We start from the raw sequence: 17517 nt of genomic DNA, 5'->3' as shown, positions 1-17517 counted from the left end.
CTACAATTCGCCCGAGGCGATGCTGTCCCACGTCGTTGAGCACATCAGCGGTGCCCGGCGCGAGGGGCAGGTACGAATGACCAACGCGGTTGCGCGCGCGTTGGCGACCCACCGGCATCTAGCGGTGCAGGCTGGTACGGGTACGGGTAAGTCGATGGCTTATTTGGTGCCGGCTATTGAGCATGCGCAGCGTACGGATTCCACGGTGGTGGTGTCGACTGCGACGATTGCGTTGCAGAACCAGCTGGTGGGCAGGGATTTGCCGCGTTTGGTGGAGGCTCTTGATGGGGTGGTTGATCGCACGCCGTCGTTTGCGATTGTTAAGGGCCGCAGTAATTATGTGTGTCTGCAGCGGGTGGGGCAGGCGGAGGCTGATGACGCCGCGCAACCCAGCCTGGATTCTGGCTCCCCGGTGGAGTTGACGGAGTTGGGTGCGCACATGCAGCGGGTGCGGGATTTTGCCCAGGATTCAGACACGGGCGATCGCGATGACCTCACCCCGGGTGTGCCGGACACTGTGTGGAAGGCGGTGTCTGTGACCGCTAAGGAGTGCATTGGTGCCTCGCGTTGTCCTTTTGGTGCGGATTGTTTCGCAGAGAAGGCCCGTGCGGAGGCCTCTGATGTTGATGTGGTTGTCACCAACCATGCGATGCTGGCGATTGATGCGTTGGCGGAGGCCAATATTTTGCCGGAGCATGACGTCGTGATTGTCGATGAGGCACACGAGCTCGACGCTCGCATTACTGCTGTGGCCACCACGGAGTTGTCGGCGCAGGCGTTGGTGTTGGCTGCTAATCGTGCGGCGAAGCTCGATCCTGCTGCTAAGGCTGCTGATGATCTCAAGGGGCTGGCGGATGAGCTCGCCGACATGCTGCAGCTTGAGCAGCAGGGGCGTTTGTTGGAGCTCACTGAGCATGTTCAGGACACGTTGGTGGGTGTGCGCGATACTCTCATGCGGTTGCGTGAGAAGATCCGCGGTGGTGCTGCCCCGGATGAATCAGAAAACGATCCAGAGCGTGCTGCTGAGCGTCAGAACCTGGCCAACCATTTGTTGGAGCTGCACGAGGGGATCGTGCGGATGTTCGACACGCTGGAGGCGCCACCGGATAAAACGCGTGACGTGTTGTGGCTGAATAACAAGACTCTCAAGGTTGCGCCGCTATCGGTGGCTGGTTTGCTTGCCGATCGCCTGTTTGACTGCAACACAGTGGTGTTGACCAGCGCGACGTTGAGCGTTGGCGGCAATTTCAATGCGTTGGCTGCGGCGTGGGGTTTGCCGAAGGGCACGTGGGATGGGTTGGATGCTGGCACGCCCTTCGATCCTCGCAAGGCGGGCATTTTGTATACGCCCCGCCATATTCCGGAGCCGGGGCGCGATGGTCTTGCACCGGAAACTTTGGACGAAATAGCTGGGTTGATCATGGCGGCCGGTGGGCGCACCTTGGGGCTGTTCGCATCCCGCCGTGCAGCAGAGCAGGCCGCCGCAGAGATGCGCAAGCGCCTGCCTTTCGACATCCTCTGCCAGGGTGACGACACCATCCCCGCGCTGGTCAAGCGCTTTGCCGATAGCGAAAACACGTGTTTGTTTGGCACGCTCACCCTGTGGCAGGGCGTCGACGTGCCGGGCCGGTCGTGCTCTTTGGTCATCATCGATAAAATTCCTTTCCCACGGCCAGACGATCCCCTATTGCAAGCCAGAAAGGAAGCTGCTGACGCCGCGGGCCGCAACGGCTTCATGGAAGTTGCAGCAACCCACGCCTCACTGCTCATGGCGCAGGGGGCCGGGCGTCTATTGCGTTCCGTCGACGACCGCGGCGTCGTCGCTGTGTTGGACAAGCGGCTGGTGGAAAAACGCTACGGCTCGTTTATCCGCTCCTCTATGCCAAGCTTTTGGCCCACGCATGACCCCGACGTTGTCACCCAAGCGTTGAAACGGTTGGTGGCGCAGTGACACGGACGCACACAAGCAGCGCGGCAGAAATACCCCTGGCTGCACGCCTGTGGGATGTCCTCTTCCCTGAGGAAGGGCGCGAGAAGTGGTGGAACACACCAGCACTCGTCGACGCCCATGAGCAACTCACCTACGGGCAGTTCCACGATGAAGTCCTCACCGTCGCCGCGGGCATTATCGATCGGCTTGACGTGGTGCACGGCCAGGCGGAACCCACGAGCAGTCCTGACCGCTTGAGAGGCACAGTTGTCGGCATCGAGTTGCCCAACGGATGTGGGTTCGCAATCGCCTTCCACGCTGTGCTCGCCGCCGGCTGCATCGCCATGCCCGTGCCGCAAGTGCCGGACACCAGCTACTTCTACGAACGCTCTGGGGCGGTACTCGCCATCAACGAAGCAGAACTGGCGCGCCTGCGCCAACACCCGCGGCGTCTTGAGACCCCTGCCCCGCGCAGCGGAACGGATGTTGCCGCCCTGCCTTTTTCCTCCGGCACGACCTCCCTGCCAAAGCCGGTGCGGCTCAGCCACGCCAACCTCGCCGCCAACGTTGCGCAATTCGCAGCTGTCGCCCCCTGGCAGCCAGGCACCACCGTGCTCTCCGTCCTTCCGCTGTCACACATTTATGGACTGACAGTGCTGCTCAACGTGCCACTAGCCATGAAATGCCGCGTGGTCACCAAGCCTTTCTCCCCCAAGGAATTCCTGGACGACCACGCACGCTTCCGCCCCACCGTGTCCTTCATCGCTCCGCCCCTAGCCCGGATGCTTGCCACCGCGCAAGCCGACTTTTCCTCCCTCACGGTGGTGATCTCCGGCGCAGCACCCCTCGACCCCACTATCGCAAAACAAGCCGAAACCAACACCGGTGCAAAGATCTACCAAGGCTATGGCCTCACCGAAGCCTCCCCCGTCACCCACCTCTGCCACCACGACGACCCCCTCGCTTCCATCGGCCATCCCCTGCCACACACCATGCACAGCATCCGCGACCCCCAAGACGGCACCCCACTGCCCAACGGACACACCGGTGAACTCTGGGTCCAAGGTCCGCAGATCATGCTCAGCTACGAAGGCGAACCCGACACCGGCGATTGGCTGCGCACCGGCGACCTGGCTTCCATCGGCGAAGACGGCGAGGTATACATCCACGGCCGCGTCAAAGAACTCATCAAATACAACGGCTTTTCCATCAACCCCTACCGGGTCGAGCATGCCATCACCGCCGCAGGCCTGTGCGATGACTGCGCCGTCTACCCCGCGACGTCATCAAGCGGAGAGGAAATCCCGGCAGCAGCCCTCGTCAGCCCCAAGCCAGCGAACCTCACACTGGAGCAACTCCAGCGGGCACTAGACCCCCACCTGGGACGCTACGAACTACCCCGCGCCCTACGCATCGTCGACGCCATCCCCCGCAGCGCCGCCGGCAAAACCCTACGACGCGAACTCTAACGCCGCCTGGCGGCTAAGCGTCGAGCCCCTAGGCAACAAACTCAAAATCGGCCACGGCGCCTGAGCCTGCGCGCCCTCCACACCCAACGCCGCAGCGGCCTCCGGCTCGATCAGATGCACCCGCCCAGACTCCGTCACCGCATACAACCCTGCCTCCGTCCACACGGCCACGGCACCCGCAATCTGAGCCCTAAACGAATCCGCATGGGCCTTGCCCACCACTGCCGCAGCAGCAGGCTGAGGATCCGAACGCACCGACACAAAAGAGCCCTCTGTCGCACACACCTCCGTCGTATCCGGATCCACCCACTGATACCGCTGCGACGGGAGAACCAAACGGTCCTCCGCATCCGCAATCCGCACACTATCCGGAGCCTGGCCCTGACGAACCTTCGCACCCAACAGCACCAGCACATCCACCTGAGTCTGCGTCAACGCCTGCACACCACTGGGATTATCCAGCCAAAAACTCCCCTGCTCTTCAATAATCTCCCACGGGCCCGGCGGCAACACCACCGGAGGCTTCTCGGGAATCGTCGCAACAAACTCCGGGCTGAGCCGCGCAGGCGTCGCACCCCGCGTATCCAACACGCGCCGAATCGCACGCCCCTCGGTACTATCCAGCGCAGGCAACTCCACCCTGCCATCGGCATCAATTACATACTGAGTCCCATCGGGCACCACACCCAACAACGCCCACCCCTCCGCCATACGCTGCGGCGCGACCCCATATTCAACACCCATCGTGCCATCCGGCGACATGCACGCGCTCCACGCAAGCCCCGCGGCGTCATCACCCGGAAAAATACGCTGAGGGGCATCCGCAATCCCCACCGGCGCGCCCTTCGACGCAGCAGAAATATACTGCGCACTGGCGCGAGCAGGCTCCACCGGCTCGCCCGCAATTAACTGCGCACTCGTCAGATTCACCACCGGATGCACCACCGACTCCACCCGCACATACGTCGTGCCGCCATGGGCAAACACCATCGCATCACCTGGGTCATGCTGAGGCCGGAAGAACGCCAAAGCCACAGCCCCCAAACCCACCACAGCGCACACCACGCTGCCACCAATGACCGCCTTGCGGCGCCGCGCCAAAGGATCATCAATCATGCGGATGTCCCCCAACACAAGGCCGTGCTCCGCCCTGCGCTGCATAAACTTATGCCCACTAACCTGGGCTTTAGTGGTCGAACGAACCATAGGACCCCCGAATCCCCCAAAAAGAACAAGTGCTACGCCCACAGGGTAGCAAAACTTGCTACTTTTCGCGCTCCTTCAACGCATCCAACACAGCCTGCTGGTTTGCCTCGATAGCAGCATTCGTTGCCTCGAACTGGCGAGCGGAATACATATCCGACCAGTCGTAAGGGTATTCCTTCAAGGGGTTATTGTTGGTCTTCCAACGGTGGTAGTAGGGCTTGTTTGCATCCGCCGGGTCCTTCGCGATCCCAAGCTCCCCCATCGTCGGGTGGTGCGGCAAGGGGGTCGGCGAATCACCACTATCGCGCATCGCATTAATCTGCGCGTCGGTGAAGTGCTTGTTGACCGCGAAGATACGCACGTCACCGTCGTGGTAAACCAAGGTCGTGCCCGGGGTGGTCCACAGGCCATACTCCAAGGATTCCATCGGGAATTGGAACCACCAGAACGACGGTGGCGACACCATGATGTAGTTGATGTCCAGATTGTCGACCGCAATGTCTACCGCGTTGGCCTCGTCCGGGTCGTCGAAGTTCCCGCGGCCCAGTTTGTCCGTCGCCCAGTAGGCAGCCAGAGTATCGCTGCCAGGTTTGGCATCCGGCCACACATAGTGACGGAACAGCGCGGGCAGGTTGTTGTAGGCGTACATCCAGCCGCTGCCCTCGGCTGGGTTGGTCAGGATGCGCCCCTCGAACGCCTTGGGTTGCTTGGCCAACCAGTCGAAGGCACGCAGGTCAGCTTCGCTAGTCAGGCGGTTATCGCGGGCGGCGACGATACCGAACACGCTCGCATCCACCGTATCGGCGTAGGCCTTGTTGGCGAGCACAGCGCCACCACCGAGTGCGGCGAGCACCGAAACAATCGCGCACACCCGCTGCCAACGACGGAGCAGAACCCACACGATCAAGCGACCCACGGAGGCGATCGCAATCGCTGCCGACGCCGCAGTCAACATCGCCACAGGCATCACCAAACGGCTGTTGACGTTGTAGTGCATCGACCCATACGCCCACAAAATGTTGTGGATGGTGCCTTCGAAAGGAACGAGCGAGTTCACGGTCGCGCCGACCATCAGCACATACATCAGCGGAGCCCACACATTACGGCGCCACAAAAGGATAATGACGCCGCCCGCTGCCGCAGCCCACAGCAAAGGCTCATTGGCCCCAAAATCACCCGCGTGGCGGGTTTGTAGGGTCAGCACCATCTCCCACGCCTCTTGGCGGGTGATCGCCTCGTAGTTGTTAAAAGCCTGCACTTCTTCGGTCTGGGTGTTTCCCGCGATGATCTGAGGCAACACCAACACCGTGCCCAAACCACCTGCCGCGGCTAAAGCCCCAACGTCGGCCAGTCGACGCAGTAGCCAGGGGGCGCGACCTTCAGTGGACAGCTGGGTCTGTGGTGCGGGCAGCGCCCACAACAGCCACCACAGGGCAACGCCCACAACAACGACGGTGACGGCAGCGGGATGGGTTTGGAAACAACCGGCAAAAGCCACAGCCGCGGCGAGGATCCTGCGAGGAGCTGCAGCACAGGAGGTGAACAACCACAGCGTGGAGCCCACCATGCACAACGCCGCCAGATACGGCCACGCACCGATGAAGATCCCCACCCAGTACATTGCCGGAATGGCCACGACAATAATCGGGGCGAATCCGGCCGCAATCTGAGCCGTGAGACCCCGGCTGGCCATGATCCGCCACGCCAGCACCGCCATACTCATCGGCAGGGCCAACGCCGGAATCAAAATACCCGCCACATTGGTCGCAGCGATAGGGCTCAAGTGCGCTAGGTCGCCAGCAATCCACGCCCCCGCATGCCACCCCGTCGGGTAGTAGGCCATCCCGTGGGTTTCAACATTTTGCAACTCCCCCATGCGCTGAGGCGCAGCCACCCCAGTGTTGGAGATGAAACGCAGCACGCTGGCATGCCAATGCACATCCCAGCCCTGGAAAATGGACTCCACCCCGCGCTGGTCCAGCAGCCACAGCGAACGCCACCCAAGCAGCCCTGCCCCGGCTAGTGTTCCCACCGCCGGCAAGACCCAAAAAGCGCCCTCCCACGTGGGCCTCAACTTAAGCTTCCACTGCTGCTTCCACTCGAGTTCACCCGCACGAAGACTGCGGAGCTTCTTACGATCCACCGCCCAACGCCACAGCCCCGCCACGAGAACAGAAACAGCAAAGAACACCGCAACACTCGCGACGTCATAACGAATATTCATCACGCCATACAGCCACGCTGCCAGCCCATACACACCAAAGGTGACGGGTACAGACGCCGCGGTCGCAGCTGGCAGCTTTAAGCCCGACAACCAGCTGAGCACAAGCCCAGGCAGCATAAACGCCGCGGTTGCGATAAGGACAGCCCAAAGCAAAGACATGCGTAATTACCCAACGGTGGAGACGACAATCGACGGGGAAAGTATATCCTTGGTCATCCTCACCGGCCGGACGGCGCGCTAGTCACGACGGTTACGGGTCTGCTCGGCGCGGGAAGCAAGTTCCTCCGGCGGAGGGTAGTCAACCCCGGTGAGCCTCAAGCCCTTGGCAGCGGCGACCGGAATGGCGCTGCTTCGGGTGTTTTCAGCGAGTAATTCATGCGCGAATTCCGGGCTGCGCGCACCCGAGCCAACAGCCAGGCAGAACCCTACGAGGGAACGAACCATGTTCCAGCAGAAGGCATCTGCGGAGACCTCGGCCTCGTACAGTCGTGGCTCTTCTGGGGTGGAAACGTCGCGAAAGCGGAAGGTCTGCAGGTCACGAATGGTTGTCCCGTTGGGTTTCGCGCGGCAGAAGGCTGCGAAATCGTGGAGACCTAACAAGTGGTGCGCGGCTGCGTTCATTGCATCGACGTCGACTGGTTTGTTGAATGTGGCGGTGTCGCGGGCCCTGGTGGGCAGTGCGCCGCGGGGGTTGGTGGTGATGCGGTAGCGGTAGTGGCGGCGCAGGGCGGAGAAGCGCGCGTCGAACCCTGGGGGCGCGTAGGTGACGTCGTGGACGCGGACGTCTTCGGGCAGGAGTTTCGCGAGGCGCCGGACGAGGCGGCGGGGGTCACCGTCGATGCTGCGGTGTTCGAGGATGTGTCCGGGTACATCGACGTGGGCTACTTGTCCGGTTGCGTGCACGCCTGCGTCGGTGCGGCCTGCAACAGTGAGTGTGACTGGGGTGCGGCTGATGAGGCCCAAGGTCTCTTCGAGGGTTCCTTCGACGGTACGCAGGGGTGGTTGTTTCGCCCAGCCGTGGAAGTCTGTGCCGTCGTAGGCGATGTCGAGGCGCAAGCGCACCATGTTGCCGCCGGTGGTGACACGGGTGGTGTCGACGGGCTCGAGTTTTGCTTGCGTCAGGGTGTTCATGGGTGAAAGTGTACAAAAAAAGCGGGCCACCCGATCGGGTGGCCCGCATTGGTGAAGAAGTTTTTACTTCTCAGCCTCTTCGAGGGTTTCGACAGCTTCAGCTTCTTGCTCAGCTTCTACTTCCGCGACGAATTCTTCAGCCTTCTTCTTGTTGGCTGCGTCTTCTTCAGCCTTCTTGGAGGCAGCTGCGCGGGTAGCGCGGGTTGCCTCGGCTGCGACGGTCTCCTCGAGAACCAGGGAGATCTGGCTCATGGGAGCGTTGTCGCCCTTACGGTTTCCGAGCTTGACGATGCGGGTGTAGCCACCCTCACGGTTCTCGAACTTGGGGGCGAGCTCGTTGAACAGGTAAGCAACAACTTCCTTGTTCGGGACGAGCTTGAGAACGTTGCGGCGATCCGCAACGGTGCCGGACTTTGCCTTGGTGATCAGCTTTTCTGCGTAGGGGCGCAGAAGCTTGGCCTTGGCGTCGGTGGTCTTGATTGCACCGTGCTCGAACAGCTGGGCAGCCAGGTTAGAAAGAATCTTCTTCTGGTGCGAAGCCGAACCGCCGAGACGGGCGCCCTTCTTGGGGGTAGGCATTAGGTACTCCTCGTGTGCTTATGTTTTGTGAGCGCGGCAAGCCGCTACAGACGGCGTTTCTACTCGGTGTCGTCAGCGTCCGGGTCGACAAAGTCACCGGTTGCTGCGTCGTATCCCTCAATGGTGGTGGGATCGAAATCTTCCGGGGCGTCCTTCAGGGTCAGACCCAGGGAGGCAAGTTTGATCTTGACCTCGTTGATGGACTTCTGGCCGAAGTTGCGGATGTCCAGCAGGTCGGACTCGGTGCAGTCAGCGAGTTCTCCGACGGTGTGGATTTCCTGACGCTTGAGGCAGTTGTAGGAACGAACAGAGAAGTTCAGGTCCTCAATCGGCATCCCGTATGCGGCGATGTGCTCGCCCTCAATCGGGGAGGGGCCGATCTCAATGCCTTCAGCGGCGGTGTTCAGCTCGCGAGCGAGGCCGAACAGTTCAACCAGGGTTTTACCCGCAGATGCGAGGGCGTCACGTGCGGTAATGGAGTTCTTGGTCTCGACATCGATGATCAGCTTGTCAAAGTCGGTGCGCTGCTCGACACGAGTAGCTTCGACCTTGTAGGTGACCTTGAGAACCGGGGAGTAAATCTGGTCGACCGGGATACGGCCGATCTCTCCGGTGGAACCGTACATGGTGGCGGGGACGTAGCCGCGGCCGCGCTCCACTACCAGTTCGATATCGAGCTTGCCCTGCTCGTTGAGGGTGGCGATGTGCAGATCCGGGTTGTGGATCTCGACACCTGCCGGCGGCTGAATGTCAGCAGCCGTGACCTCGCCTTCGCCTTCCTTACGCAGGTACATAACGACCGGCTCGTCGGAATCGGAAGACAAAACCAGGCCCTTGATGTTCAGGATGATGTCGGAGACGTCTTCCTTCACACCGGTGATGGTGGTGAACTCATGGAGAACACCGTCGATCTTGACGCTGGTGACCGCTGCTCCAGGGATGGAGGACAGCAGGGTACGGCGCAAAGAGTTGCCGAGGGTGTAGCCGAAACCGGGCTCCAGGGGTTCGATGGTGAACTTGGAACGAGCGGAGTCGATGACTTCCTCGGTCAGCTTGGGACGCTGGGAAATGAGCATGTGGCTAAAACTCTCCTTGGGTGACGCCCGCTATATGACGTCTGTGGGCAAAGGATGATTACTTCGAGTAGAACTCGACGATGAGCTGCTCTTGCAGCGGAACGTCGATCTGAGCGCGCTCGGGCAGCTGGTGCACGAGGATGCGCAGGGTAGACGGCACGACCTGAAGCCAGGCCGGGACGACGGCGTCGACGAGGTTGTCCTGAGCCTCTTCGAACCACAGCATCTTGCGGGACTTCTCGCGAACATCGATGATGTCGTACTGAGAAACCTGGAAGGAAGGAACGTTGACCTTCTTGCCGTTGACCAGGAAGTGGCCGTGGGACACGAGCTGGCGTGCCTGGCGGCGGGTGCGGGCAAGACCTGCACGGTAGATCACGTTGTCGAGACGGGACTCGAGCAGGATGACCAGGTTCTCACCAGTCTTACCGGGCTGACGGTTTGCCTCAGCGTAGTAACGGCGGAACTGCTTCTCCATGACACCGTAGGTGAAGCGAGCCTTCTGCTTCTCCTGCAGCTGGAGCAGGTACTCAGATTCCTTGATGCGAGCGCGGCCAGCCTGTCCCGGGGGGTAGGGGCGACGCTCGAAGGACATGTCGCCGCCGACGAGGTCGACGCGGAGACGACGGGACTTACGGGTTGCGGGGCCGGTATAACGAGCCATTTTTTACTTTTCCTTTCCCTGCTAGACGCGGCGACGCTTCGGCGGACGGCAACCGTTGTGCGGGTGCGGAGTCACGTCGGTGATCGTGCCAACCTCAAGGCCGGCGGCCGAGAGGGAACGGATAGCGGTTTCGCGGCCCGAGCCCGGGCCCTTGACGTAAACGTCAACCTTCTTCATGCCGTGCTCCATTGCCTTGCGGGCAGCGTTTTCAGCAGCCAGCTGTGCAGCGAACGGAGTGGACTTGCGGGAACCCTTGAAGCCGACGTGGCCGGAGGATGCCCAGGAGATCACAGCACCATTGGGGTCCGTGATGGACACGATGGTGTTGTTGAAGGTGGACTTGATGTATGCGGCGCCCTGCGCCACATTCTTCTTCGCTACGCGGCGGCCGGTACGGCGACCACGTGCGCTCTTCGGAGCTGCCATGTTTTACTTCTTCTTTCCGGCGATCGTCTTCTTCGGACCCTTGCGCGTACGAGCGTTGGTCTTGGTGCGCTGACCACGAACGGGCAGGCCACGACGGTGGCGAAGACCCTGGTAGCAACCAATCTCGATCTTGCGGCGGATATCTGCCTGAACCTGGCGGCGGAGGTCACCCTCGACCTTCCAGGTTGCTTCGATAACGTCACGCAGAGCAGCGATCTGCTCGTCGGTGAGGTTGTCGGTGCGTAGGTCGGGAGAGATGCCGGTCTCTTCCAGCAGCTTGGCGGCACGGGCGGGGCCGATGCCGTAAATGTAAGTGAGTGCAACCTCCATGCGCTTATTGCGAGGGAGGTCCACACCAGCTAGACGTGCCATGTGGCATAACCTTTCCGGTTGTTACGGTGGTTTTCTCCACATCCGTCCCCGTCAGACAACACTTTCCCCGGTCGGGGCCGGGCGGTGGGTTGCGATTTCACGAGGCTCCAGCCACCGTGGCCAGAGGTTGAGAAAAACCCTTAAAGCTAAGGATTCTTGGATGTGAAGGCGGAATTGTTTACTTGTAGCGGTAGACGATACGGCCGCGGGTCAAGTCGTAGGGAGAAAGCTCCACAACAACTCGGTCCTCGGGGAGGATACGGATGTAGTGCTGGCGCATCTTGCCACTGATGTGTGCAAGAACTTTATGTCCGTTGTCCAATTCGACACGGAACATTGCGTTGGGGAGAGGTTCGACAATGCGGCCCTCAACCTCGATAGCGCCTTCCTTTTTAGCCATATCTTCCTAACCTGTTTTCCGTGACACCTGGTGCGGTACCTGGAGTATCAATCTGCGTACAGTTAGCATCAGCGCCCACTAGGGGAGCAAACACCAAACTGCAACACTACACGCTCACCGGGAAAAATAAAAATGCCCCAGCTGTAAACGCTGGGGCAACAAACGCTGAAGACGTTTTAGTAAACGTAGACCATGTCTCCAGGCTGCAGATCGTTGAAGTAAGTGATCGCATCCTGGTGATTCAGGTGGATGCAACCGTGGGACCACAGGTTGATGTCACCCGAGTGGAAGGCGATACCGGTGTTGGTAAAGTAGGTCGAGTACGGCATCGGCGCGTTGTTGAACTCGCGGGAGATTTCGTCCTTGACCTTACGCTGCACGTAGAAGGTCCCCTTAGGCGTTGCGGTCTCCGGAGAAGGAGCACCAGCAGACATCGGAACGGCGCCGTAGACAACCTGTCCATTGCGCTGCAACCAGGTGCGCTCGCCGGACAAGTCCACACAAGCGCGAGCCTGCGGAGGGCAGGAACCACGATCGAACTCGGGGGCCGGTGCAGGAGCCGGGGCCTCGGGAGCCGGTGCAGGAGCCGGAGCATTGTGGCTCTCAACCAAACCGGGGAACAGGCCATTCACAGCCTGATCAACACCAGTCTTCACACCAGCAGCAAGCTCCGGGGGCAAGCCGTTAGCCGCATTATGCATAGCGTTACGGGCATCCCAAGCACCCTGACGAACATCAGCCTCGCTAGAACCAACGGTTTGTGCACCAGCAATACCCGGGCTGGCAACGCCAACCACAGCGGCGCAGGCAACGGCAGCCGCAATACGACGAACAGACTTAAAAGACATGACTAGCAGTATAGGCCCAGTTTTCAATAAACATGCAAACCAGCGTTTAAGCACCAGCCGGACGCGGCGTCAAAATACGCGGCCCACCAGCAGTAGCAGCAACCGTATGCTCCCAGTGTGACGCCCAAGAACCATCCAACGTCACCACAGTCCAATCGTCCTCCAACACCGCAGAATCCACGGTGCCCAGGGTCAACATCGGCTCAATGGCCAGCACCGACCCTTCCTGAATAACCGGGCCCCGACCCGGCTTGCCCTCATTGGCAAGATAGGGATCCTCGTGCATGGTGCGGCCAATACCGTGCCCACCATAACCATCTACAATGCCCAGCTGCACACCGAACTTCTGCTCAGCTTTGCGGGTGGCGACCTCCAACGCATGGGAAACGTCAGTCAAACGGTTACCCGGAACCATCGCCTTCAACCCCTCCATCAACACCCACTCGGTGGCTGCGTTCAACGCCTGAACATCATCAGCCAACTCCCCCACCCCAAAACTCCAGGCACTATCCCCCACCCAGCCCTCAAAGGTCGCGCCGCAGTCGATCGACACCAGATCACCTTCGGCAAGCACAGTCTCTTTAGTGGGAATACCGTGCACGATCACATCATTAACGCTGGCACAAATGCTTGCAGGGAAACCCTGGTAGCCCAAAAACGTGGGGACCGCGCCGGCATCGCGGATCGTCTGCTCCGCGACGTCATCAAGATCCTTCAACGTCACCCCGGGAGCAGCTGCGGCCTTAACCGCGACCAGTGCCTTGCCGACGATCTCGCCGGCCGCCTGCATGGCGTCAAGCTCCGCCGGAGTTTTAGCGGGGATGGTTTTGTTCTTTTTGCGGAATCCCATGATGTGTCCTTAATGCGAAATGAAGCCCACGGCCCCAGGGGAGGGACAGTGGGCTTGGGTTCTGGCGTACTCGACGGCTACTTGCCAAGAGCCTTGAGGGTGGCCTCGTTGATCTCCTCAACGCTACCCTCAGCCTTGATGCTGATAACTGCGTCGCCATAGTGGTCAATCAGCGGCGCGGTCTCGTTGCGGTACACCTGGAGGCGGGTGCGGATGGTCTCTTCATTGTCATCAGCACGGCCGCGGCCAAGCATGCGCTCAACCACGGTGTCTTCATCAACCTGGTAGTTGATCACGCCATCAAGTTTGACGCCGTGACGCTCCAGCATCTCAGCCAGCAAATCGGCCTGCTCGACGGTACGGGGGAAACCGTCCAACAGGAAGCCTTCCGCGGCGTCATCCTGCGACAGTCGGTCTTCGACCATACGGGCGGTAACATCCGTGGGGACGAGCTTGCCGGCGTCGATGTATTCCTTGGCTTCCTTGCCCAGCGGGGTGCCTTCGCCAATGTTGGCACGGAACAAATCGCCGGTGGAAATGTGGGGCACGCCGAGCTTCTCGGTCAAGATAGCGGCCTGGGTACCTTTGCCAGCACCGGGAGGGCCGAGCAGAACTAGTCTCATTTGAGGAATCCTTCGTAGTTACTTTGCAAAACTTGGCTTTCGATTTGCTTCACGGTGGTCAAAGCGACGGACACGAGAATCAGGATCGCAGTACCACCAAAGGGGGTGACGTTCGCCGAAGCACCACCGACACCGAGGTCCATCATCAGATTCGGAAGAACCGCAATGAGGCCGAGGTACAGGGCACCAACGAACAACAGCCTGTTCATAACCTTACCCAGGTACTGGGCGGTGGGCCTACCCGGGCGGATACCGGGGATGAAGCCGCCGTACTTCTTCATGTTGTCCGCCTGCTCGTTCGGATCGTACTGAACCGACACATAGAAGTAGGAGAAGAAGATAATCAGGATGAAGTACAAAATAATGTACTGGTAGGAGCCCGGGGACTGCAGATACTGGACGACGTTGCGCTGCCACCAGTTATCCGGCGGAGTGGGGTTAGCCGAGTTGATGATCTGGGTGATCAGCACCGGCACGTAGATCAAGGAGGACGCGAAGATCACGGGGATCACACCAGCCTGGTTGACCTTCAGCGGCAAGTAGGTGGAGGTGCCACCATACTGGCGGCGACCAACCTGACGCTTGGCGTACTGCACCGGGATGCGGCGCTGGCCCTGCTCAATGAAGACCACGCCAACGATGAGGATGAACACAGCGATCAGCACAGCTGCGAAAATGACGCCGCCAGAGGAACGCAAGATGCCCATACCCTGGCTGGGCATACGGGTACAGATACCCGCGAAGATCAGCAAGGACATACCGTTGCCGATGCCACGCTCCGTGATCAACTCGCCGATCCACATGACCAGCACGGCTCCGGCGGTCATCACAAGCACCATCAGAACCAAGTCGAACGGGGTGCGATCAGCCTTGAGGACACTGGTGCCGTTGCCAAGCAGCTGGCCACGATCAGCAAGTGCCACAATGCCGGAGGACTGCAGCAACGCCAACGCCACCGTCAGGTAGCGGGTGTACTGCATCATCTTCGACTGGCCGGACTGCCCTTCCTTCTTCAACTCCTCGAAGTGAGGAATGACCACTGTCAGCAGCTGAACAATAATCGACGCCGTAATGTAAGGCATGATGCCGATGGCAAAGACCGACAGCTGGAGTAGCGCTCCACCCGAGAAGAGGTTAATCAGCGAGTAGACGTTAGTGTCGTCCTGGGTTGCGGCTTTCACAGCCTGCATGATGGACGAATAATCCACGCCAGGCGAGGGGATTTGGGTGCCGACGCGGTACAGCACGATCATCGCAAGGGTAAAAAGCAACTTCTTGCGAAGGTCGGCGTCCTTGACGACCGATACGATGGCGGACACATATCCTCCTGGACAACCGCGGAAAACGCGGAATTTTTTAACTTAGGCTTATGTTATCGCCACGGGCCGTGGGCGCGTGGCGGCAGACTCAACCACTTTAGCAGTATTGACACACAAAGGCACCCCAGGCCAACCTGAAGGTGCCACTGCCCCACCGCTACCCCTGCGGGCAGCGCCAAGTGTTTAGGGAAGGTAATGGCGGATCGCCGCTACGAAACCGTTGAACAAGGCTCGCAGATAGTCCAAAGGCCCAATTTCAATCTCGGAGCAGTCGCGCGTCAGATACATATCCGGCCAGGGCCCTTCACCATGGTCGAGCTTCTCAGCGCAGTTCTCGGCAGCTGCAGCGCCCCGAAGAGGTTGCCGCACGCCGTGGCAAGACCCTCGAAGAGGTCGCACCGGCACGTATGCTGCGCGCACGCGCAGGTCAGGAGGCTTAAACAATGGCCCTGAAGATTACACAGCTCAAGGGCACCGTTGGTGCTACAAAAGCTCCGAGTGAGAGGCCGCCGCCGAGTGCTGCGGCGAACAATTTTGTGGTCTTGATCTTCGAAGGGGTCATGGAGGTGATCCTTTCTGAATCTAGAGGCTTCCACCGTCTGGAGATGTCTTGGAACGGCGTGTGCCCGCCACGCTAGGCGGGTGATTTGAGCATTTCAAGGGTTTTTGGGAACAATTTCCAACTGGTAGATGGGCGTCAGCTTTGCCTGTCGGTGAACAGTTGGGGCTGCCTCATCAGCCGCCTATGCCGCTGTGCCGTGCCAGTTTCCGGACATCACCGTCGTGACGCGCCTGTCCGAGTAGCGCATTCACAAAGTTGGATATAAATTTCCTGGCAATCGGCATCTCAGGACAGCTGGCTAAGCAAGCGAAAGGGTCGCGCGTACAAAAAATCGGCAGATTTATACTGCATGACCGTATTTCCCCAGTTCGCGATTTCGAGTATTCAAAATCTGCCGGAATTCTGTACATGCTTAACAGCCAAGCAGCCACACGAGATCTGGTGGGCATAAAAAAGTGGCTCTCCCACGAATGGGAGAGCCACTTTCTCTGTCTCACTAGCGCCTGCTGAGCAGAGCGCTAGTGGTTAAACCGTTGTTACTTGGCTTCGGTGACGGTGCCGCCGGCGGCCTCGATCTTCTCCTTAGCGGAGGTCGAGAACTTGGTGGCGGTGACGTTCAGCTTGACGCTGATGTCGCCGTTACCGAGGACCTTAACGGGCTGGCGCTTGCGTGCCAGGCCTGCTGCAACGATGTCAGCAACGGTGACGTCGCCACCGTTGGGGAAGGCCTTCTCGAGGTCCGCAACGTTGACTACCTGGTAGGTGATCTTGTTGGGGTTCTTGAAGCCCTTCAGCTTCGGCAGACGCATGTGAAGCGGCATCTGGCCACCCTCGAAAGCAGCGGAAACCTGCTTGCGAGCCTTGGTGCCCTTGGTACCGCGACCAGCAGTCTTACCCTTGGAGGCTTCACCGCGACCAACGCGGGTCTTGGCCTTGTTGGCGCCCTTTGCGGGGCGCAGATCGTGGAGCTTAATCGGTTCGCTCATTGTTTACCTACTCCCCTGCTACTTCTTCAACGACGACCATGTGGCGCACGACGTTGATCATGCCGCGAACCTCGGGGGTATCGGGGCGTACGACCGACTGGCGAATGCGCTTGAGGCCGAGGCTGCGCAGCGAGTCCTTCTGGTTCTGCTTAGCACCAACGGTGCCCTTGAGCTGTGTAATCTTGAGGGCCATGGTTTAAGCCTCCTGACCTGCGCGTGCGCGCAGCATACGTGCCGGTGCGACCTCTTCGAGGGTCTTGCCACGGCGTGCGGCGACCTCTTCGGGGCGCTGCAGCTGCTTGAGACCGTCGACGGTTGCGTGGACAACGTTGATTGCGTTGTCGGAACCGAGGGACTTGCACAGGATGTCCTGAATACCAGCACACTCAAGCACGGGGCGGGCTGCGCCACCAGCGATAACACCGGTACCGGGAGCTGCCGGGCGCATCATAACGATGCCTGCGGCTGCTTCACCCTGAACCGGGTGAGTGATGGTGCCGGCAACCATGGGGACGCGGAAGAAGTTCTTGCGAGCCTCTTCGGCACCCTTCTGGATAGCCGCGGGAACTTCCTTGGCCTTACCGTAGCCGACACCGACCATGCCTTCGCCGTCGCCGACGATAACGAGTGCGGTGAAGCTGAAACGACGGCCACCCTTAACCACCTTGGAAACGCGGTTGATGGTGACTACGCGCTCGATGTACTGCGAGCGCTCGTCCTGCTGCTGGTTGCGACGATCGTCGCGGCGGCCGCGGCGCTCGTTGCGGTTGTCGTTGTTGTTTTCGGCGGAGCGTCCGCCGCCACGCTGTTCACGTCCCGACATTACGCCGTCCTTCCGTTGTTGTTTTTGGT

General features: G+C 60.2%; 20 protein-coding genes and 1 pseudogene. 4 read left to right on the top strand and 17 right to left on the bottom strand.

Features of this window, described 5'->3' with window-relative positions:
• The first annotated feature begins 19 nt into the window (after positions 1-19).
• Both L1C91_RS05235 and L1C91_RS05230 read left to right on the top strand, forming a co-directional pair.
• Positions 20-1951: an ATP-dependent DNA helicase gene (locus L1C91_RS05235; RefSeq protein WP_234858438.1), complete on the top strand. Its 1932-nt coding sequence runs from the start codon at positions 20-22 to the stop codon at positions 1949-1951.
• Complete coding sequence (locus tag L1C91_RS05230) at positions 1948-3399, top strand: class I adenylate-forming enzyme family protein (protein ID WP_234858324.1); 1452 nt, start codon at positions 1948-1950, stop codon at positions 3397-3399. The genes L1C91_RS05235 and L1C91_RS05230 overlap by 4 nt, the downstream gene beginning before the upstream one ends.
• Here L1C91_RS05230 and eccB read toward each other — a convergent pair.
• The 14 genes from eccB to L1C91_RS05160 all read right to left on the bottom strand — a co-directional run bounded on the left by eccB (position 3382) and on the right by L1C91_RS05160 (position 15486).
• Entirely contained in the window at positions 3382-4605 is a 1224-nt protein-coding gene (gene eccB / locus L1C91_RS05225) for a type VII secretion protein EccB (protein ID WP_234858323.1), read from the bottom strand. The two genes, L1C91_RS05230 and eccB, sit on opposite strands and share 18 nt — an antisense overlap.
• Positions 4606-4663: 58 nt before the next feature.
• Positions 4664-6988, bottom strand: coding sequence for a DUF6541 family protein (locus L1C91_RS05220; RefSeq protein WP_234858322.1), 2325 nt, complete (start codon positions 6986-6988; stop codon positions 4664-4666).
• A gap of 78 nt (positions 6989-7066) precedes the next feature.
• Complete coding sequence (gene truA, locus L1C91_RS05215; RefSeq protein WP_234858437.1) at positions 7067-7894, bottom strand: tRNA pseudouridine(38-40) synthase TruA; 828 nt, start codon at positions 7892-7894, stop codon at positions 7067-7069.
• 129 nt (positions 7895-8023) lie between these two features.
• Positions 8024-8539: a 50S ribosomal protein L17 gene (gene rplQ / locus L1C91_RS05210; protein WP_234858321.1), complete on the bottom strand. Its 516-nt coding sequence runs from the start codon at positions 8537-8539 to the stop codon at positions 8024-8026.
• 59 nt (positions 8540-8598) lie between these two features.
• A complete protein-coding gene (locus L1C91_RS05205) occupies positions 8599-9615 on the bottom strand; it encodes a DNA-directed RNA polymerase subunit alpha (protein WP_234858320.1) in 1017 nt (338 codons plus the stop codon).
• 58 nt (positions 9616-9673) lie between these two features.
• On the bottom strand, positions 9674-10279 hold the full coding sequence (gene rpsD, locus L1C91_RS05200) for a 30S ribosomal protein S4 (protein ID WP_020975611.1): 606 nt from the start codon (positions 10277-10279) through the stop codon (positions 9674-9676).
• 21 nt (positions 10280-10300) lie between these two features.
• On the bottom strand, positions 10301-10705 hold the full coding sequence (gene rpsK / locus L1C91_RS05195; RefSeq protein ID WP_020975610.1) for a 30S ribosomal protein S11: 405 nt from the start codon (positions 10703-10705) through the stop codon (positions 10301-10303).
• 3 nt (positions 10706-10708) lie between these two features.
• Positions 10709-11077: a 30S ribosomal protein S13 gene (gene rpsM / locus L1C91_RS05190; RefSeq protein WP_020975609.1), complete on the bottom strand. Its 369-nt coding sequence runs from the start codon at positions 11075-11077 to the stop codon at positions 10709-10711.
• Between the two features lie 178 nt (positions 11078-11255).
• Complete coding sequence (infA, locus tag L1C91_RS05185; protein ID WP_005519800.1) at positions 11256-11477, bottom strand: translation initiation factor IF-1; 222 nt, start codon at positions 11475-11477, stop codon at positions 11256-11258.
• A 176-nt stretch (positions 11478-11653) separates the two neighbouring features.
• Positions 11654-12325 carry a L,D-transpeptidase gene (locus tag L1C91_RS05180; RefSeq protein ID WP_234858319.1) on the bottom strand — a complete coding sequence of 224 codons (672 nt, stop codon included), beginning with the start codon at positions 12323-12325 and terminating at the stop codon, positions 11654-11656.
• Between the two features lie 46 nt (positions 12326-12371).
• On the bottom strand, positions 12372-13175 hold the full coding sequence (gene map, locus L1C91_RS05175; protein ID WP_046204665.1) for a type I methionyl aminopeptidase: 804 nt from the start codon (positions 13173-13175) through the stop codon (positions 12372-12374).
• Between the two features lie 77 nt (positions 13176-13252).
• A complete protein-coding gene (locus L1C91_RS05170; protein ID WP_020975606.1) occupies positions 13253-13798 on the bottom strand; it encodes an adenylate kinase in 546 nt (181 codons plus the stop codon).
• The gene (gene secY / locus L1C91_RS05165; protein WP_234858318.1) at positions 13795-15117 is read right to left on the bottom strand and encodes a preprotein translocase subunit SecY; all 1323 of its coding nucleotides are present in this window, start codon (positions 15115-15117) and stop codon (positions 13795-13797) included. Before secY ends, L1C91_RS05170 begins: the two co-directional genes overlap by 4 nt.
• Before the next feature lie 183 nt (positions 15118-15300).
• Positions 15301-15486 (bottom strand): hypothetical protein, encoded by a 186-nt coding sequence (locus L1C91_RS05160; protein WP_234858317.1) that lies wholly within the window; start codon positions 15484-15486, stop codon positions 15301-15303.
• On the opposite strand from L1C91_RS05160, the pseudogene L1C91_RS05155 reads away from it, so the two are divergent.
• Positions 15456-15557 (top strand): annotated as a pseudogene (locus L1C91_RS05155) (30S ribosomal protein S5); the annotation flags it as partial. The gene L1C91_RS05160 and the pseudogene L1C91_RS05155 overlap by 31 nt on opposite strands.
• A 3-nt stretch (positions 15558-15560) precedes the next feature.
• On the top strand, positions 15561-15755 hold the full coding sequence (locus L1C91_RS05150) for a hypothetical protein (protein ID WP_234858316.1): 195 nt from the start codon (positions 15561-15563) through the stop codon (positions 15753-15755).
• 460 nt (positions 15756-16215) lie between these two features.
• Here L1C91_RS05150 and rplO read toward each other — a convergent pair whose 3' ends face one another.
• Genes rplO through rpsE form a run of 3 tightly spaced genes read right to left on the bottom strand, consistent with a single transcriptional unit; the run spans position 16216 to position 17488 of the window.
• Positions 16216-16665: a 50S ribosomal protein L15 gene (gene rplO / locus L1C91_RS05145; protein ID WP_046204668.1), complete on the bottom strand. Its 450-nt coding sequence runs from the start codon at positions 16663-16665 to the stop codon at positions 16216-16218.
• A 7-nt stretch (positions 16666-16672) separates the two neighbouring features.
• A complete protein-coding gene (rpmD, locus tag L1C91_RS05140) occupies positions 16673-16858 on the bottom strand; it encodes a 50S ribosomal protein L30 (RefSeq protein WP_020975601.1) in 186 nt (61 codons plus the stop codon).
• Between the two features lie 3 nt (positions 16859-16861).
• Complete coding sequence (gene rpsE, locus L1C91_RS05135; RefSeq protein WP_020975600.1) at positions 16862-17488, bottom strand: 30S ribosomal protein S5; 627 nt, start codon at positions 17486-17488, stop codon at positions 16862-16864.
• Between the last annotated feature and the right edge of the window lie 29 nt (positions 17489-17517).

The sequence above is a fragment of the Corynebacterium argentoratense genome (assembly GCF_021491455.1).
In the GTDB taxonomy this organism is placed as follows: domain Bacteria; phylum Actinomycetota; class Actinomycetes; order Mycobacteriales; family Mycobacteriaceae; genus Corynebacterium; species Corynebacterium argentoratense_A.
Note: the sequence above shows the minus strand (reverse complement) of the source record. Positions and strands in the feature narration are given on the sequence as shown.

Bases quoted from the DNA above. Each gene is read 5' to 3' on its own strand.
- L1C91_RS05170 (WP_020975606.1), bottom strand. From the start codon at position 13,798: ATGAGACTAGTTCTGCTCGGCCCTCCCGGTGCTGGCAAAGGTACCCAG.
- L1C91_RS05150 (WP_234858316.1), top strand. From the start codon at position 15,561: ATGGCCCTGAAGATTACACAGCTCAAGGGCACCGTTGGTGCTACAAAA.
- rpsE (WP_020975600.1), bottom strand. From the start codon at position 17,488: ATGTCGGGACGTGAACAGCGTGGCGGCGGACGCTCCGCCGAAAACAAC.
- L1C91_RS05205 (WP_234858320.1), bottom strand. From the start codon at position 9,615: ATGCTCATTTCCCAGCGTCCCAAGCTGACCGAGGAAGTCATCGACTCC.
- infA (WP_005519800.1), bottom strand. From the start codon at position 11,477: ATGGCTAAAAAGGAAGGCGCTATCGAGGTTGAGGGCCGCATTGTCGAA.
- rplO (WP_046204668.1), bottom strand. From the start codon at position 16,665: ATGAGCGAACCGATTAAGCTCCACGATCTGCGCCCCGCAAAGGGCGCC.
- truA (WP_234858437.1), bottom strand. From the start codon at position 7,894: ATGGTGCGCTTGCGCCTCGACATCGCCTACGACGGCACAGACTTCCAC.
- eccB (WP_234858323.1), bottom strand. From the start codon at position 4,605: ATGGTTCGTTCGACCACTAAAGCCCAGGTTAGTGGGCATAAGTTTATG.
- map (WP_046204665.1), bottom strand. From the start codon at position 13,175: ATGGGATTCCGCAAAAAGAACAAAACCATCCCCGCTAAAACTCCGGCG.
- rpmD (WP_020975601.1), bottom strand. From the start codon at position 16,858: ATGGCCCTCAAGATTACACAGCTCAAGGGCACCGTTGGTGCTAAGCAG.
- rpsD (WP_020975611.1), bottom strand. From the start codon at position 10,279: ATGGCTCGTTATACCGGCCCCGCAACCCGTAAGTCCCGTCGTCTCCGC.
- rpsM (WP_020975609.1), bottom strand. From the start codon at position 11,077: ATGGCACGTCTAGCTGGTGTGGACCTCCCTCGCAATAAGCGCATGGAG.
- L1C91_RS05235 (WP_234858438.1), top strand. From the start codon at position 20: ATGCTGTCCCACGTCGTTGAGCACATCAGCGGTGCCCGGCGCGAGGGG.
- rplQ (WP_234858321.1), bottom strand. From the start codon at position 8,539: ATGCCTACCCCCAAGAAGGGCGCCCGTCTCGGCGGTTCGGCTTCGCAC.
- rpsK (WP_020975610.1), bottom strand. From the start codon at position 10,705: ATGGCAGCTCCGAAGAGCGCACGTGGTCGCCGTACCGGCCGCCGCGTA.
- L1C91_RS05220 (WP_234858322.1), bottom strand. From the start codon at position 6,988: ATGTCTTTGCTTTGGGCTGTCCTTATCGCAACCGCGGCGTTTATGCTG.
- L1C91_RS05180 (WP_234858319.1), bottom strand. From the start codon at position 12,325: ATGTCTTTTAAGTCTGTTCGTCGTATTGCGGCTGCCGTTGCCTGCGCC.